This window comes from Pseudomonas oryzihabitans (genome assembly GCF_006384975.1).
GTDB classification, from domain to species: Bacteria; Pseudomonadota; Gammaproteobacteria; order Pseudomonadales; family Pseudomonadaceae; genus Chryseomonas; species Chryseomonas psychrotolerans_B.
This window is the reverse complement of the sequence record NZ_CP021645.1, coordinates 1,573,161-1,588,996: the sequence shown is the minus strand read 5'-3', so window position 1 is coordinate 1,588,996 and position 15,836 is coordinate 1,573,161. Positions and strand designations below refer to the sequence as shown.

At 68.7% G+C, this 15,836-nt stretch carries 13 protein-coding genes; 8 read left to right on the top strand and 5 right to left on the bottom strand.

Annotated features, from left to right (window positions below):
- The first annotated feature begins 7 nt into the window (after positions 1-7).
- Positions 8-589 (top strand): GNAT family N-acetyltransferase, encoded by a 582-nt coding sequence (locus CCZ28_RS06915; protein ID WP_140217087.1) that lies wholly within the window; start codon positions 8-10, stop codon positions 587-589.
- Between the two features lie 2 nt (positions 590-591).
- A complete protein-coding gene (gene cysE / locus CCZ28_RS06910) occupies positions 592-1,380 on the top strand; it encodes a serine O-acetyltransferase (protein WP_140217085.1) in 789 nt (262 codons plus the stop codon).
- Here the strand turns inward: cysE and CCZ28_RS06905 are convergent.
- Positions 1,362-2,102 (bottom strand): NUDIX domain-containing protein, encoded by a 741-nt coding sequence (locus CCZ28_RS06905; protein ID WP_140217083.1) that lies wholly within the window; start codon positions 2,100-2,102, stop codon positions 1,362-1,364. The genes cysE and CCZ28_RS06905 overlap by 19 nt on opposite strands.
- 5 nt (positions 2,103-2,107) lie before the next feature.
- Entirely contained in the window at positions 2,108-4,621 is a 2,514-nt protein-coding gene (locus CCZ28_RS06900) for a mechanosensitive ion channel family protein (protein WP_140217081.1), read from the bottom strand.
- A gap of 492 nt (positions 4,622-5,113) precedes the next feature.
- Between CCZ28_RS06900 and CCZ28_RS06895 the strand changes: the two genes are divergently transcribed.
- Genes CCZ28_RS06895 through CCZ28_RS06885 form a run of 3 tightly spaced genes read left to right on the top strand, consistent with a single transcriptional unit; the run spans position 5,114 to position 7,963 of the window.
- Complete coding sequence (locus CCZ28_RS06895) at positions 5,114-6,205, top strand: ABC transporter substrate-binding protein (protein WP_140217079.1); 1,092 nt, start codon at positions 5,114-5,116, stop codon at positions 6,203-6,205.
- Entirely contained in the window at positions 6,186-7,178 is a 993-nt protein-coding gene (locus CCZ28_RS06890; RefSeq protein WP_140217077.1) for an ABC transporter permease, read from the top strand. The genes CCZ28_RS06895 and CCZ28_RS06890 overlap by 20 nt, the downstream gene beginning before the upstream one ends.
- A 35-nt stretch (positions 7,179-7,213) precedes the next feature.
- Positions 7,214-7,963, top strand: coding sequence for an ABC transporter ATP-binding protein (locus tag CCZ28_RS06885; protein WP_437179194.1), 750 nt, complete (start codon positions 7,214-7,216; stop codon positions 7,961-7,963).
- Positions 7,964-7,989: 26 nt separating this feature from the next.
- On the opposite strand, the gene CCZ28_RS06880 is transcribed toward CCZ28_RS06885, so the two are convergent.
- Both CCZ28_RS06880 and CCZ28_RS06875 read right to left on the bottom strand, forming a co-directional pair.
- The gene (locus CCZ28_RS06880) at positions 7,990-9,024 is read right to left on the bottom strand and encodes an AraC family transcriptional regulator (RefSeq protein WP_140217074.1); all 1,035 of its coding nucleotides are present in this window, start codon (positions 9,022-9,024) and stop codon (positions 7,990-7,992) included.
- Positions 9,021-10,043 (bottom strand): hypothetical protein, encoded by a 1,023-nt coding sequence (locus CCZ28_RS06875; RefSeq protein ID WP_140217072.1) that lies wholly within the window; start codon positions 10,041-10,043, stop codon positions 9,021-9,023. Before CCZ28_RS06875 ends, CCZ28_RS06880 begins: the two co-directional genes overlap by 4 nt.
- A 196-nt stretch (positions 10,044-10,239) precedes the next feature.
- On the opposite strand from CCZ28_RS06875, the gene CCZ28_RS06870 reads away from it, so the two are divergent.
- The 3 genes from CCZ28_RS06870 to CCZ28_RS06860 all read left to right on the top strand — a co-directional run bounded on the left by CCZ28_RS06870 (position 10,240) and on the right by CCZ28_RS06860 (position 14,873).
- Positions 10,240-12,294 carry an NADPH-dependent 2,4-dienoyl-CoA reductase gene (locus tag CCZ28_RS06870; RefSeq protein ID WP_140217070.1) on the top strand — a complete coding sequence of 685 codons (2,055 nt, stop codon included), beginning with the start codon at positions 10,240-10,242 and terminating at the stop codon, positions 12,292-12,294.
- Between the two features lie 320 nt (positions 12,295-12,614).
- Positions 12,615-13,928 (top strand): chromosome partitioning protein ParA, encoded by a 1,314-nt coding sequence (locus CCZ28_RS06865; protein WP_205894640.1) that lies wholly within the window; start codon positions 12,615-12,617, stop codon positions 13,926-13,928.
- 21 nt (positions 13,929-13,949) lie between these two features.
- The gene (locus CCZ28_RS06860; RefSeq protein ID WP_140217068.1) at positions 13,950-14,873 is read left to right on the top strand and encodes a 1-aminocyclopropane-1-carboxylate deaminase/D-cysteine desulfhydrase; all 924 of its coding nucleotides are present in this window, start codon (positions 13,950-13,952) and stop codon (positions 14,871-14,873) included.
- On the opposite strand, the gene CCZ28_RS06855 is transcribed toward CCZ28_RS06860, so the two are convergent.
- Positions 14,846-15,826, bottom strand: coding sequence for a DUF1853 family protein (locus CCZ28_RS06855; protein WP_140217066.1), 981 nt, complete (start codon positions 15,824-15,826; stop codon positions 14,846-14,848). The two genes, CCZ28_RS06860 and CCZ28_RS06855, sit on opposite strands and share 28 nt — an antisense overlap.
- Positions 15,827-15,836 lie beyond the last annotated feature (10 nt).

Sequence of the window (15,836 nt, the reverse complement as noted above, 5' to 3'; positions counted from 1 at the left end):
CTGCCCCTTGTCTTCTTCGCTGCTCATCGAACGACTCGACGCGCCGGGCTGCAGCGCGCACCTGGACGAGCTGCAAGGCTTGCTCAGTGACTGCGTGGCCCTGGGCGCGAGTATCGGCTTCATCCTGCCGCTGGCTGATGCCGCCAGCCGAGGTTTCTGGACGGACACTGTGATCCCCGGTGTGGAGAAGGGCACCCGGCTGCTGTTCGCCGCCAAGCGGCAAGGCCGCGTGGTCGGCAGCGTGCAACTGCTGCTCGATACCCCGGCCAATCAGCCGCACCGGGCGGAGGTGGCCAAGCTGCTGGTGCATCCGGAGCAGCGCCGCCAGGGCATAGCGCGGGCCTTGATGCTCGCGCTGGAGGACGCCGCCCGGGCGCAGGGGCGCGAACTCCTGACCCTCGATACCCGCAGTGACGATCATGCCGAGCCGCTCTATCTGTCCCTGGGCTACACGGTGGCCGGCAGGATTCCCGGCTATGCCCTGGACGCCGTGCAGACCGCGCGACGCGACAGCACTACCCTGATGTACAAGACGTTGCCCGCCCGGCCCGCTAAGCTTGGCGCCCTTCATCCCCAGGAAAGCTGCTAGTCATGCCCCCTCGCTCCGCTACCGAACTCTGGCAACTCCTGCGCGCCCAGGCCGAGGCGGGGCGCCGCGAGGCACCGGCCCTGGCCGATGGCCTGGCGCGGGCGCTGCTGCAGCCCGACGATCTGGCCGGTGCCCTGGCCCGGCGCTGCGCCGATGCGCTGGCGGAGGATTCGCGGCAGGCCGAACAACTCGCCCAGCGCTTCTTGGCCTTGCACGCCGAGCTGCCGGAGCTCCTGGCGGCCGCCTGTGCCGACCTGGAAGCGGTGCTGGCGCGGGACCCGGCCTACGCCAGCCTGCTGGAGATCTTCCTGTTCTCCAAGGGCTTCCTGACGTTGCAGGCGCATCGCCTGGGCCATGCCCTCTGGACCTGCGGCGAACGCCTGCTGGCGCTGCACCTGCAGGCACGTTGCAACCGGCTGCTGGCCATCGACATCCATCCGGCCGCGCAGCTGGGCCGCGGCATCATGCTCGACCACGGCACCGGTATCGTCATCGGCGAGACCGCGGTGGTGGAAGACGACGTATCCATCCTGCAGCAGGTGACCCTCGGCGGTACCGGCAAGGAGCAGGGCGACCGCCATCCCAAGGTGCGCAAGGGCGTGATGATCGGTGCCGGCGCGAAGATCCTCGGCAACCTGGAAATCGGCGAAGGCGCCAAGATCGGCGCGGGCAGCGTGGTATTGCACCCGGTGGCACCGCACACCACGGTGGTCGGCATCCCGGCGCGACCGGTGGGCCGGCCGCGGGACGCTCATCCGGCCGAAAGCATGGATCAGTCTTTCGACGACTGAGCGAGAAAGACTTCGGCTTTGGGATAGCGCTCGCTGTTGAGGGCGCTGGGTACCAGGCCTTCGCTCTGCGCCAGGCTGCGTACCAGCTCGCGATTGAAGGCGCTGTTGCCGGCGTCGGTCAGATAGTCCGGCAGCGCCAGCCAAAGTGCGTCCTCGATCTCCTCGGGATCTTGAATGGCGATGTCCGCACTCAGCGGATCGAGCCGGCAGACCAGATAGAGATTGGACTTGCCGAAGCGATAGGGGTGGGTGGTCACCATCCCGACGATGGCGCGAAAGGCGCTGTGGATGCCGGTTTCCTCCCAGACCTCGCGAATCACCGCGGGCGCCAGGTCCTCACCCAGTTCGACATGGCCACCCGGCAGCTTGTAGCCCTGGCTGCCGCGCTCGCGGATCGCCAACAGCTCGCCCCGCTCGTTGAGCACCAGGCCGCCCACGCCCAGGCTATGGGTAGGGACGAAGGGCGCGAAGGCGGTGGGCGCGCCACGCCAGACCAGGGTCAGTTCCTGTTCGAGACAGTTGTGGAAGACGAAGCCCGCCGCCGTGGCGACGCCCACCAACTCGCCGAGGGCCAGCGGCAGGGTCAGCCAGATCAGGTTGCGGCCCTCGCGGCGGGCCTGGTCGAGCAGCTCCGCCAGCTGCGGAGCGAAGGCCTCGCGGGTGGACGGTAGCGAGGCGGCGTCGATGATCAGGCCATTGAAGGCGTCTTGGCGATACTGCACGGCGACTACTCCGCGGGGCGTGGCTGGGTGGGCTCAGACGGTACCCTAACGGCTTCGCTGGGCAGCAACAGGCTGGCCCGCGGGTTGGCGATCTCGATGCCGCGCTCGCGGAAGCGTTCGAGGATGCGTCTATTGAGTTCGCGCTGCACGCCCCAACGGCCTTTGTCGATGCACCTCATCTGGCCGGCAAGGGTGACCATGGCGCCGTCGACGGCATCCACGCCCCAGATCTCCAGGTCGGCCAGGATCAGGTCCTTGAAGGCGTCGTCGGCGCGCAGCTCGGCGCCGATGTCCTTGAGCTCGGCGATCACGCGGTCGATGTCTTCCCCGTAGCCTACGCTGATGCGCATGGCGGCGTTGCCGAGGCCGCGGTTGATGTTGTTGACCGCCGACACCGAGCTGAAGGGCACGATGTGCAGGGAGCCGTCACCGGCGCGCAAGCGTACGGTGCGGATCGACAGGTATTCCACGGTCCCGGAGACCCCGGCCACCGTGACCCAGTCACCGACCTGCATGGCATTCTCCAGCAGCAGGAAGATGCCGGTGATGAAGTCCTGTACCAGCTTTTGCGAGCCGAAGCCCAGGGCGACGCCGATGATGCTGGCGCTGGCCAGCAGGGGAGTGGTGTTGACCCCCAGTTCGCTCAGGGCGGTGAGGCCGACGATGAGGGCGACGAGGATGAACAGCCCGGTGCGCAACATCGGCAGCAGGGTGCGCAGACGCGCTGCGCGCACGGTATCGCCGCGTTCGCTCCAGCGATTCAGGCGCCGATTCACCACCACGTTGGCGCCTTCCCAGATGGCCACGGCGATGATCGCGGCGATGAGGATGGTGAGGAAGGCGGACAACAGACTGCGCCCGATGCTGCCGTCGCCGAACCAGTCCAGGGCGTTCCAGCCCCAGGACTGGAACAGTGCCAGCACGGTGATCAGGGTGACGATCACGCCCACCAGCCAACGTGCCAGCGGATAGTAGCGCTGCAGGTGCAGGTCGGGGGTGGTGCCGTCTTCCTGGGGCTCCGGATGGAACAGTCGGCCCAGCAGGCCGAGCAGGAATACCGCGGTCAAGCGGCCGAGGATGACGATACCGGTCGTGGCGGCGATGAAGCCCATCAGCCGCGGCAGGCCGTCTTCGACGTCCAGGGCCCAGATGGTCCAACCGCCCATGATGAACACCGCGGCGAACACCGCCCAGACCTGGCCGAGCCAGGCGCGCAAGCCGGCCAGTAGGCCGTTGCCGTCCTGGCGACCGGCGATGAGCGCCGCGACGGGCCGGCGCACCTGGAAGATCAGGCCGACCACCAGCAGGTGCGCCAGCAGCGACACCAGCTTGACGATGGCCTCGCGCCCGGCTTCGGTGGCGCCGAGGATGTCCGCCGCCTGGGCCAGGGCCAGGCCGAAGGTGACCAGGGCGACGAAGGCATGCAACCAGCGCAGCAGGGTACAGGCGAGGCTCGCCTTGACCTTGAGCAGCCGGATACCGTGGGCGGCGGGATCGATCAGCAGACGGATCACGATCAGCGCGAGGCGGGTGGTCAGATAGGCGCCGATGAAGCCGCCGACCAACTCGCGTTGAGCGGCATCCGACGCCACCAGGTAATGGATCAGCACGGCCGCACTGGTCCAGAAGGCCAGCAGCGGCAGCAGTTCCAGGAACAGCAGGCCCAGGGCATAGGGCAGGTGGCGCAGGGTAGTCCAGTGCTCTTCGGCGCTGGGTCGCGCGCGGTCGCTGCGCGTCGATTCGGACTTGGCCGGTTCCGGATCGGGTTCGCTGGGTGGCGGGGCGGCGCTGTCGGAGGGGGCGATGGGCACCTCCTCGATCCGGTCTACCCCATCGCGCTGGGTCTGGACCAGCGCGACCGCAGGTTCCGCCGGGCGGATGGCGGCTGCGTCCTCGTCGACCGGCGCGGGAGGTGCCGGGGGTTGCTGCGCGGCGTCGCGCTGCGCCTGGCGCCGCGCGCGGCTGTCAGCGTGATCGGCGTGCAGCTGCAGGGCCCGCCGTGGGCGAGTGAGCAGGCGTCTCGCCAGCCATTCGCAGAGCAGGCCGACGGTGAACAGCACCGCCAGGGTCAACACGGCCTGCAGCAGGGCGCGCCGACCGGCTTCGGACGTGAAGCTGGCACGCGACCAGTCCGGCAGGTCCCGTACCGCGCGTTGCACCTGGACCAGCTCCTTGCCGAGGTTGTCGCCCCAGCGGCCGACGCGATTGAGCGTCTGGGCGATCAGGCCATTGGCCTCCAGAGGCACCAGGGTCTTCTCCTCGGTGGCCGCCGGGGCGCTGGCCGTCTTGGCCGGCGTGGTCGCAGTGGCTGCCGCGGGCGCCGCACCTTGGGTGGTCGAGGTCTGATTGGCGATGGCCTCCAGCGTCAGGATCAATTCCTGGCGCCGCTGCGGGTCTTGCAGCAGCGCTGCCACCTGGCGCGCCTGTTGCGGATCGAGGTGGGTCGAGGAGGGCGTTTCGGCAGCCTGGAGAGAAGTGCCGATAGCGAGCAGAAGCAGGGCTAGCAACGCTTTGAACATGGGGAAGCTTACTCGATGCTGGAAAACGAACCTGGCCACATAGACTCATCAACCGGCGGAATGACTCCCGCACTGTCCCGCGCAAGGGGCGGCCCGATACTACGGGAAGCACCGCCAGCCAAAGGCGCTAAATGAATTTTTGGCATATTAGTTTAGTTCAAAATTGAATTTCACTAATGTCTGGTCGGTCCTCTACCTTCGCGGTGCTGGGGCGTTGCGAGCGTTCGTCGGCACGGACGCAGCCCAGAGGGGCCTGCCGACCGGCCCGGGCTGAGGGCCGCTGGGCTCCTTGCTGACCGTCCATACCTGCGCCTGTGGCGCAGCCGGGTCGGCAGCCGACCGTACCACTTTACCTGGGCCTCGCCCACGCACCTTAAGGCCTGGGAGCCGTTGCTCCGCGAGGTGCCGAGAGCCCTGGCCCAGTTTTCTTCATTCTCTATCGGCATGCCACCCGACGCTGTGGAGCCTGCCCGGAAACGTTCAGGAGGCTTCATGACCATCCACACCCTCAATCGCCGGCGCCTGCTCGGCCTGGCGGGCACCGCTACCGCCGCTGCCCTGTTCGGCCGGCTGGGCTACGCCGCCGACGCAAGCGATCTCCATGCCGGGCATGCTGGTCATTCCGGCGCTGCGGTGGCTGCCGCCAGCCCGGTGGATTTCCTGCAGGACACTGCGCGCTGGGCCTTGCCGGAGCCGCGCAAGGTGCGACTGGCGGTCAATCTCAATGCCGTCTGCCTGGCACCGGTGACCGTCGCCGACACCCAGGGCATCTTCAAGCAGCACAACCTGGACGTGGAATTCGTCAACTTCGGTAATTCCACCGAGGTGTTGCTGGAATCCATGGCCACCGGCAAGGCCGACGCCGCGGTGGGCATGGCGTTGCGCTGGCTCAAGGCGCTGGAGCAGGGCTTCGATGTCCAGCTTACCGGTGGCACCCACGGCGGTTGCCTGCGGCTATTGGCGCGGGAGGGTGGCCCGGGCGACCTGGCAGCGCTCAAGGGCGCCACCATCGGGGTGACCGACATGGCCGCGGCGGACAAGAATTTCTTTGCCATGATGCTCAAGCGCCACGGTGTCGATCCTAGCCGCGACATCACCTGGCGGGTCTATCCGGTGGATCTGCTGGGCCCGGCGCTGGACAAGGGCGAGATCCAGGCGGCCAGCGGCTCGGACCCCATGATGTACCGGGTCAAGCAGCGGCCCGGTATCGTCGAGCTGTCCAACAACCTGACGGACGACTACGCCAACCTGAGTTGCTGCGTGATCGGAGTCAGCGGCACCCTGGTGCGCCAGGAGAAGCCGGTGGCAGCGGCCATTTCCCACGCCATCCTGCAGGCCCACGCCTGGGCGGCGCAGCATCCCGAGGCGGTGGCCGAGCGCTTCCTGCCGCTGACGGTGAACAGCTCCCGCGAGGAGTTGCTGGCCATTCTCCGTGAGCATACCCATGCCCACTATTCGGTGGGCGAGGCCTTCGTCAAGGAAATTGCCGTCTACGCCCGTGACCTCAAGCAGATCGAAGTCCTGCGGCCGCGCACCGACCCCCTGGAATTCGCGGAGAGCATCCATGCCGACGTCTTCGCTTGAATCCAGCCAACCGGTCCGGACCCTTGCGCTACCTTGGCGTGGCGGCCTGCTCGCCGCTGTCGCCTGGCTGGCCCTGGCGCTGTTCCTACCGTTCTATCCCGAGCACGGTCGGCCCTGGCCCTTCACCCGCGAACTCGCCGTGGCGGCTACGGTGGTCGCCGCGTTGCTGGCGCTGTCGGCGGTGTTGGCCGGACGTAGCGAGCCGTTGCTGACCAGGCTGCGGCAGGCCGGTCCCTGGCTGATCGCGCTACCCTTGCTGCTGGGGCTCTGGACCCTGGCGACCGCCAAGTTGCGGCTGCTGCCGGTACCCTTCTTCGCCCCGCCACAGGCGCTGGTCGAGGTGTTCGTCGACGACTGGCCGCGACTGGGCCTGAGTCTGGCGCATTCTTTCTGGCTGTTGCTCAACGGGGTCGTCGCCGGCGCCCTGTGTGGCTTTCTGGCAGGTCTCGCCATCGGCTGGTCGCAGCGCATCGGCTACTGGATGCATCCGTTGCTACGCCTGCTCGGACCCATTCCCTCCACCGCGCTGCTGCCGATCTGCTTCTTCTTCTTTCCCACCAGCTGGAGCGCGAGCGTCTTTCTCATCGCTCTGGCCACCTGGTTCCCGGTCACGGTACTGACCTGGTCCGGCGTCGCCAGCGTCGATCGCGCCTACTACGAGGTGGCACGCACCCTGGGGGCGAGCAATGCCTTCCTGATCCTGAGGGTCGCCATCCCGGCGGCCTTGCCCCAGGTGTTCGTCGGGCTGTTCATGGGCCTGGGGGCCTCCTTCTCGGTGCTGGTGGTGGCCGAGATGATGGGGGTCAAGGCCGGGCTCGGCTGGTATCTGCAGTGGGCCCAGGGCTGGGCCGCCTACGCCAACATGTACGCAGCCCTGCTGGTGATGGCGCTGCTCTGTTCGGGGTTGATCACCCTGCTGTTCGGCATCCGCGACCGGGTACTGTCCTGGCAGAAGGGGACGATGAAATGGTGAGTGCAGCAGCTTCGATAGTCCCGGAAACCAAGGGGATGACCCTGGCGGTGCGTGGCCTGAGCCACGCCTTCGAGTTGGCGGATGGCCCTCTGCCCGTGCTGGATCGCGTCGATCTGCAGCTGGCGGCCGGCGAGAGTCTGGGGCTGCTGGGGCCCTCGGGTTGTGGCAAGTCGACCCTGCTGCGACTGGTGGCGGGCCTGGAGCAGACGCAGAGCGGCAGCCTGCTGGCCGACGGCGCCGCCATTCCCGGACCGCACCATTCGCGGGTGTTGATGTTCCAGGACCCCACCCTCTACCCCTGGCGCAGCGTCTGGGACAACGTTGCCCTCGGCCTGCAGGCGCGCGGTCTCCTCGCCACCCAGCGCGAGCGGGTGGACGAGGCGCTGCGCCGGGTCGGCCTGCTGGAATTTCGTAACGCCTATCCGCGCCAACTGTCCGGTGGCATGGCCCAGCGCGCGGCCCTGGCCCGAGCGCTGGTGAACGAGCCGCGGCTGCTGCTGCTCGATGAGCCCCTGGGCAAGCTGGATTCCCTCACCCGCATCGCCATGCAGAGCGAGTTGATCCGCCTTTGGCAGCAGCAGCGCTACAGCGCCTTGCTGGTGACCCACGATGTCGAGGAAGCCTTGCTACTGTGCGACCGGGTGCTGGTGTTCTCCGCGCGACCGGCCCGGGTGCTGGCCGAGATCGTCGTGGACCGGCCCTATCCGCGGCGCCGCGACGATCCGCGACTGCTGGAGTTGCGCCACCATGCCCTGGACTTGTTGGGGCAGGGCAGCGATTGGTAACGCCTGGGTCGCAGGAGGCGAGGATGTCAGGCGAGGCGCGCGTTGCGCCGCCAATCGCCCGGGGTCTGCTCGGTCCAGCGCTTGAAGGCGCGCTGGAAGGCGGCGGGCGAGGCGAAGCCCAGCAGATAGGCGATCTCGCCGAAACTGGCCTCGGTGTCGCGAATATAGGCCAGGGCCAGGTCCCGCCGGGTCAGATTGAGCAGGGCGCGATACTGGGTACCTTCCTCGGCCAGTTTTCTCCTCAGCGTCCAGGACGGCAGCCGTAGACGGGTGGCGATCTGTTCCAGGGTCGGCTCGCCATGGCGCAGCAAGGGGCCCATGACCTCGACCACCCGCTCGGTGAGCCCGCGCGTGCGGGTCAGGCGGCCGTGTTCGGCCTCGCTTAGCGCCAGCAACTGGCGCCAGGTGGCGGGGCAGTGGTCGGTGCCGGGCAGGGCGAGGGTGGCGGTGTCGAGCAGCAGGGCGTTTTCCGTCGCGCCGAATTCCACCGCGCAGCCGAAGGCGGCTTCATAGGGGGCGGGATCTGCCGGAGCGGCGTATTCGATCAGTACGCGGCGGGGTTGCAGCGCCTGCCCGGCCACCGCGCCCAGCAGGGCCAGCCAGGCACCGAGCACCGCGTCGACCACGAATCTGTTGTAGTCGTTGTAGGGGCTGATGCTATAGAAGTGCAGCCAGGCGTCGCGTCCCTGGGCGGCCCAGCGCGACTGGCCGCGGTAATTGCGGCCATAGAGCGGCTCCAGATGCAGCAGCGTCTCGGCCGCATGGCGGACATCCGGTGCCTGGGCCACGGTCACGCCGGCGAGGCCGAGGAAGGCCGGGCGCATCGCCCGACCCATGGCCAGGCCCAGGGCGGGATCGCCGGTCACTTCCAGGGCGGCATGGCCGAGCCGCATATAGTGCGGGATCGACAACCGCCCGCCAGGTTCGGCTAGGCGCGCGGGACTCAGGCCGAAGCGGACGAGCAGGGCATCGGCGTCGCCACCCCGGCTGTTGACCGCCGCCGCCAAGGCCAGCACGAAACCGGTGGACAGGTCGCCGAGGCGCAGCGCCGGCCGCTTCATAGCCGCAGATTGATCAGCTTGGCACCGGTCCGGGCGGGGTCGGTGGCGGCGGTCGCATCCGGGGTGAAGGCCTGGCTGGCGCCCTTGGCCTGCCATTCCCACAGACGCCCGTGCAGCTGGACCTCCAGCGCCGCGCGAATGCCGGCCGCGCGCAGGCGCTGGGCGTCGAAGGGGGCCGGGGCGGGGGTGGCCCCGGCCGCCAGTGCCGGGATGGCCAGCAGCTCCACCTGGGGATCGTCCAGCACGCCGGGCCGACCGGTATCGCTACCCTGGATCACGCCCAGGCGGCCGAGCGGGGTGTCCAGGCGCAACAGCGGCGAGGTCAGATCCTTGCCCTGCGCCTGGCCCGCCAGCGGCCGGACCAGCAACTTGCCGAGCGGTCGCCCATCGGGGCCGAACACCAGGGTGACGTTGCGCAGCGGCCCGCTGCCCACCTCGAGTTGCCCCTCGACCAGGGTCGCACCCGGCAGCACGATGGAGCCAGCCACCAGGGTGACGCCGTAGCGCCGCGCCAGGCCGGCGAAGAGTTGTTGATAGGCACTGGCCATGTCCCAGGCCTTCATGCGCAGCAGGCTTTCGACGAGGCGCTGCTGGCCTTCGGCCTGGAACCAGGCGCGGGCGAAGCGCAGCGGATTACCCAGGACCAACCACTGCAAGGCGTCTTCGGTCTGGGTAGCGGCATAGACCTCGGACTTTTCCCCCATCAGCACCAGCGGCGTGCCCAGGTGCTCGGGCAGCACCACCACCGTCCGGGGGCCGATCAGCCCGAGGCGCCGGGCATTGCTTAGGTAGGCGTCGAGCTTGAGCCGTAGCCGCTCGGGATTGCCGTAGTCCAGGGCGAACAGCTCGGGCTCGATCCCCAGCAGGTTGCCGGTGGTGGCCGCGGCTGGCGTGGTGGTGAGATCCACCGCCAGGCTGCTGCGCAGATCCGACAGGTAATGAAAGGCTGGCCGCTGGGCCACCCAGCCCGCCAGCACGGCGAACAGGGCGATCAGCACCAGGAACACGAGCTTGCGCATCCAGACTCCAAAACGGGCCCGGACGCTCTGGCCGGGCGAGATAAAGGTGCCCAGGGTAGGAGACCAGGACGCCACTGCCAAGCATCGGCTGTGCATTTGGGTAAAGAGGTTGTCATTTCCGGTGATTGAGAGCGGGGCGTGCGGCTCTTATCGTTGCGGCAGGCCTTCCCAGAAAGGCCAACGACCGGAGATCGCCATGACTGAGCTTGCCCCCATTAATACCACCCCTATAGCTGCTTATCCGCATCTGCTCGAACCCCTGCGCGTGGGGGCGATCACCTTGCGCAGTCGCGTGGTGATGGGTTCCATGCACACCGGGCTGGAAGAGCGTCCAGGGGGCTTCGCGCGCATGGCGGTATTCTTCGCCGAACGGGCCCGCGGCGGCGTGGGCCTGATCGTCACCGGCGGTATCGCGCCCAACGAAGAGGGCGCCGTCTATCAGGGCGCCGCCAAGCTGACCAAGCCCGAAGAGGCCGAACAGCACCGTGCCATCACCGCCGCGGTACATGCCGAGGGCGGGCATATCTGCCTGCAGATCCTCCATGCCGGTCGCTACGCCTACAACCCGAAGCTGGTGGCGCCCTCGGCGTTGCAGGCGCCGATCAATCCCTTCACCCCCCGCGAACTCGACGAGACCGAGGTGGAGGCGCAGATCGAGACCTTCGTTCACTGCGCGCAACTGGCGCAGCAGGCCGGTTACGACGGCGTCGAGGTGATGGGCTCGGAAGGCTACTTCATCAATCAATTCATCGCCGCGCGGACCAACCACCGCACGGATCGCTGGGGCGGCGACTTCGCCCAGCGCTGCCGCTTGCCGCTGGCCATCGTCGAGCGCATCCGCGCGGCGACCGGGCCGGATTTCCTCATCATCTTCCGGCTCTCACTGCTGGATCTGGTGGAGCAGGGCAGTAGTCCGGAAGAGTGCCTGCAACTGGCGCTCTGGCTGGAAAACGCCGGGGTGAGCTTGATCAACACCGGGATCGGCTGGCACGAGGCGCGTATCCCCACCATCGCCACCTTGGTGCCGCGCGGCGCCTTCGCCGCCGTCACCGCGCAGCTGAAGGGGCGGGTCCAGGTGCCGCTGATCGCCACCAACCGCATCAATACCCCCGAGGTGGCCGAGGCCATCCTCGCCGCCGGCCAGGCCGACCTGGTGTCCATGGCGCGGCCACTGCTGGCCGATCCGGCCTTCGTCACCAAGGCCGCCGCCGGGCGGGCCGATGAGATCAACACCTGCATCGCCTGCAACCAGGCCTGCCTCGACCATACCTTCGCCGGCAAGCTGACCAGTTGCCTGGTCAATCCGCGCGCCTGCCACGAGACCGAATTGCAGATCCTGCCTGCCACGGCGCCGCGCACCTTCGCCGTGGTCGGCGCGGGTCCGGCCGGCCTGGCCGCGGCCTGCACCCTGGCGGAGCGCGGCCATCGGGTGGTGCTGTTCGAGGCCAGCGCCCGCATCGGCGGCCAGTTCAACGTCGCCAAGCGCATTCCCGGCAAAGAGGAGTTCGGCGAGACCCTGAGGTATTTCCAGCGGCGCCTGGAGCGCCTGGACGTCGAGGTGCGCCTCAACCGTCGGATCAGCGCCGCCGAGTTGCAGGCCGAGGGCTTCGCGACGGTGATCCTGGCGACCGGGGTCACCCCACGGATTCCCGCCATTCCCGGTGTCGACCACCCCAAGGTACTTGGCTATCTGGACGTGCTGCTGGAGCGCCGGCCGGTGGGGCGGCGGGTGGCCCTGATCGGCGCCGGGGGTATCGGCTTCGACGTGGCGGATTTTCTCACCCATGCCCATCGCGAGGAGGAACCCATCGCGGCCTTCTACGCGGAATGGGGCATCGACCCGACCTTCAGCACCCGCGGCGGCCTGGCGCCGGCTGCGCCGCAGCCGGTGGAACGCCAGGTCTGGCTGTTGCAGCGCAAGCCCGGCAAACCCGGCAAGGGGCTGGGCAAGACCACCGGCTGGATCCATCGCGCCCGTCTCCAGCAACGGGGCGTCCAGGCTTTCGGCGGGGTGGAATACCTGCGCATCGACGACGCCGGCCTGCATCTGCGGCTGCCCGATGGCGCCGAGCAGGTGCTGGAGGTGGACAACGTGGTGCTCTGCGCTGGCCAGGAGTCCCTGCGCGAGCTGGAAGACGGCCTGATCGACCTGGGTATCGCGGTGCACCGGGTCGGTGGGGCGGACGTCGCCGCCGAACTGGATGCCAAGCGCGCCATCGACCAAGCCACGCGACTTGCCGCGCAGCTGTAACTCTTCGTTGCAAGACGGGAAGATTTACGTGACCTGTTGCACATAACATCCTATCCGGACCGACCGCCATCCCAATGTCCGGTCTCTCTTCCATCCTGCCGGTCAGGATTGGCTAAGCTGCCGTGCTGATGCACCCGGTGGCGTCCAGGTCCATTCCAGACGATGGGCAGGGAAACGGGGGGATTGCCCCCCGGCCCTGCGCTAGGGGTAGGATGCACGTCCAGTCGCCCCGCCCCAGAGCTTGTCAGCGCCAAAGGCGCGTCAGGGGGCGGATCGCTGGCCTCGATATTCATGTGGGATCGACAGGGCACGCGGCACAGATGGCAGAGATGTTGAACGAAGAGGCAGTACTGACCCCGGTGGTCCTGGGGTTTGGCGACCAGGGCGTGAATCGCGCCTTGCTGTTCCCCGATTTCCAGGCGCTCTGGCAGGGTGAGCAGGCGTTGCTCGACTGCGCAGGGCGTCGTCATCGCTTCGTCTACCTGCTGTTGGACGATCACCGCCGGGTCAAGGCCGCGGTGTTCTTCCTGCTGGCCTTCGACGCCCAGGGGCGGCCCTTGCCGGAATGGAACCTGCCGCTGATGGAGCTGGCCGAGCGCGGGGGCGCCGGCCCCGACCTGGGCGCCGGGCCGATCCGCCTGGCCAGCCTTGGCCAATGTCCCATCTCCTGGCATCAGGGGGATCTCTGGGACCCGCGCAGCGATGGCGAACATGACGACTGGCAGGCGATTCGCGACTGCCTGGGCCTGGTCGCCCCGCGCGATGGCGAGGTGGAACTGGCCGGGGAGTACCACCCCAGCGCGGCGGACGGCATCGACGTCGAGGCGCGTCTCGAACGGGTGCGGCGCATCCTCGCCCAAGAACACCAGGAGGCACTGGACAAGCTGATCGCCGGCCAGCGTACCCGGCTGCTCACCCTGACCCGCCAGCACCAGGAAGACCTGGCGCGCCTGCAGCGCGACGCGGACGAACTGCGCACCGCCAAGGCCGACTTGGAAGTGCGCTACGCGGCGCTCGCCCAGCATCTGGAACAGCAGAACGACCTGGCCCGGCAGCAGCGTGAGGAACTCAACGAACAGATGCGTACCCTGGAAAGGAACGCCCTGTACAAGATCGAGGCGCTGCGCATCCAGGCCGAGGCCGAAAGCGAGGCCCGCGTGGCCGCCGCGGTGAATGAGCTGAAGAACCAGCTGTCGATCCGCGAGGTGGAACTCAAGTACCGCGACGAGCTGGATGGCCAACTCCAGGAAGACATCCGCCAGTTGCGCGAGCGCTGCGCCCAGCTGGTCGCCGATAGCAACGAAGGCCAGCTAGAGCGCCTGGCGCGCCAGGGCATCCTCTTCGTCACCTTCCAGCCCGGCGCGGGTCATCTGATCCTCGGCCGCCAGGACGTGCCGCGCTTTAGCGCCGATCCCCTGGGCTTCGTCGCCGCCCACTGCAAGGTCAGCCGCGAGCAGTACCAACGTTGGCTGGAGCATCACCAGCAGCCGGTGTGCCAGGCCGAGGTGGAAGGCGAGCGCTGTGGCCGGCCGGTGGTGCGGGTGGAACACCCCGCCCAGTTCGATCCGCAGCGCTCGACCCTCTGCGCCGAGCACCGGGGCGATGACACCGATGGCGACGTCGCCAATCTCTGATCGAGCACCGTTGCCACTTCCATGACGTCCTTTCCACCCGCCGCGCTCCAGGAGGTGCAGCTGCCCCTGCTGGGCGCGCGCGGCCTGCGGCTGGCCGTGCTGCGCCTGGACCAGCGTCCGCCGGGCCTGAACGGCAACAAGGGCTACAAGCTGCAGCCTTGGCGCGAGCGCCTGCGCCGCGGCGAAGGCCGGGGGCTCATCAGCCTCGGCGGCGCCCATTCCAATCATCTGCATGCCCTGGCCGCCGCCGGCCGCGAAGAGGGCTTCGCCACCGTCGGCCTGTTGCGCGGCGAGCCTTGCGCCACGCCCACCGTCCAGGATATGCAGGACTGCGGGATGACCCTGCACTGGCTGGGTTACGGCGGTTATCGCCGGCGCCATGACGCGGATTTCTGGCAGCCCTGGCAGGCACGCTACCCCGATTTGTTGGCCATTCCCGAAGGCGGCTGCGATGCAGCGGCGGCCAATGCCTGCGGTGGGATCGTCGCTGAGCTGCATCAGGGGCTCGCCGGCTTGGACTGGCCCGACTGCCAGCAACTGTGGCTCGCCGCCGGCACCGGCACCACCCTGGCGGGAGTGATCCGGGCCGCCGACTCGGCTTGGCAGGTGGTAGGCGGCCTGGCCGTGCCGCCGGGGCATGGCGTCGAGACCACCCTGCAGACCTTACTCCCACGCGATACGAGCCGGAACTGGCGCCTGGTCGATGCCAGTCGCGGCGGCTTCGGGAGGATCGACGCCGACCTGGCGCGGGCCATGGCGGATTTCGCCGACCAGACCGGCATCACCCTCGATCCGCTCTATACCGGCAAGCTCTGGCTCGCCCTGCGTGACGAGATCGAGCGGGGCACCGTGGCACCGGGCAGTCGCCTGGTACTGATCCACAGCGGTGGCCTCCAGGGGCGCCGGGCGTTGGCGGCTCAGCTGAGCGCGCTGGCCGCGGGCTGAGTCGGCCAACCGGCAGGGACCAGGAACAGGCGCGCGACCTCAGCGCCCGTGCCATCGCGGCGCACCAGCAGTTGCGGCCACACCGGTTCCCCTGCGGGCAGCGGCAGGCAGGGCGTATTCGCTACCGCCGGGGCGAGCCAGTGGCCCTTGGGCAGCACCTCCCAGGAGCCTTCCGGCAACCGTTGCCGCTCGCACCAGAGCTGTGGCTGCCGAGGAGGCAGGGCGCCCGCGGGCCAGGGCAGGGGAGAATCGAGCGGCTGGAACAGATAGCCGCCGAGCCAGAAGGCGGGCCGGGGCGGGGCGATGTCCAGGGCCGCCAGGCTGGCCTGGGCCAGGGGCGTGGCCGACAGCGGCAGCTGACGCTCGCGTAGATGGGCCAGCTTGCGTGCCAGTTGGTCTTCACCGCCCGGGCCCAGCCAGCGTGGAGCCGCGGCTGAGCCTTCGCCCAAGTAGAACTTCACCGCCAGCTCCAGGTGGTGAACGCCCTCGGCGTCCGCCACCAACAGGTCCAGTTCGCCCAGGGTGCGCTCGCCCTCGCGCAGGGGCAGGTTGGCCGCCAGCAGCCGGACCCCGGGCGCCCGGGCCAGGACGAATTGCCAGAGGCGCTCGTATTGACGGCCCAGGCGGCGATCGCTGCCCTGGGCCAGCCAGGCGGCCAATTCCTCCGGCGCCGCGTCCTGTTGCCGCAGCCAGTCGGCCAGTTGCCCGGGGTGGCTCGCCCAGTCGCTGGCGCACAGTGGATGACGGGTATCGGCAGCGACCAGCAGTGGCGGGGCGACCAGGGTCCAGGCGAGATCCCGCACCTGGGGCTGGCTCAGGCGTCGCGGTAGTTCATGCAGCTCGGCGAAGGGCGTCATGGTGCCAGCATAGGCCAAGCGGAGGCCCTGCGGATCAACCTCGACGACCCGTGGTCGGATAGAGGCGGTTTGCCGCTGCCACGGGCTTTCGCCCATACTTTCTGCC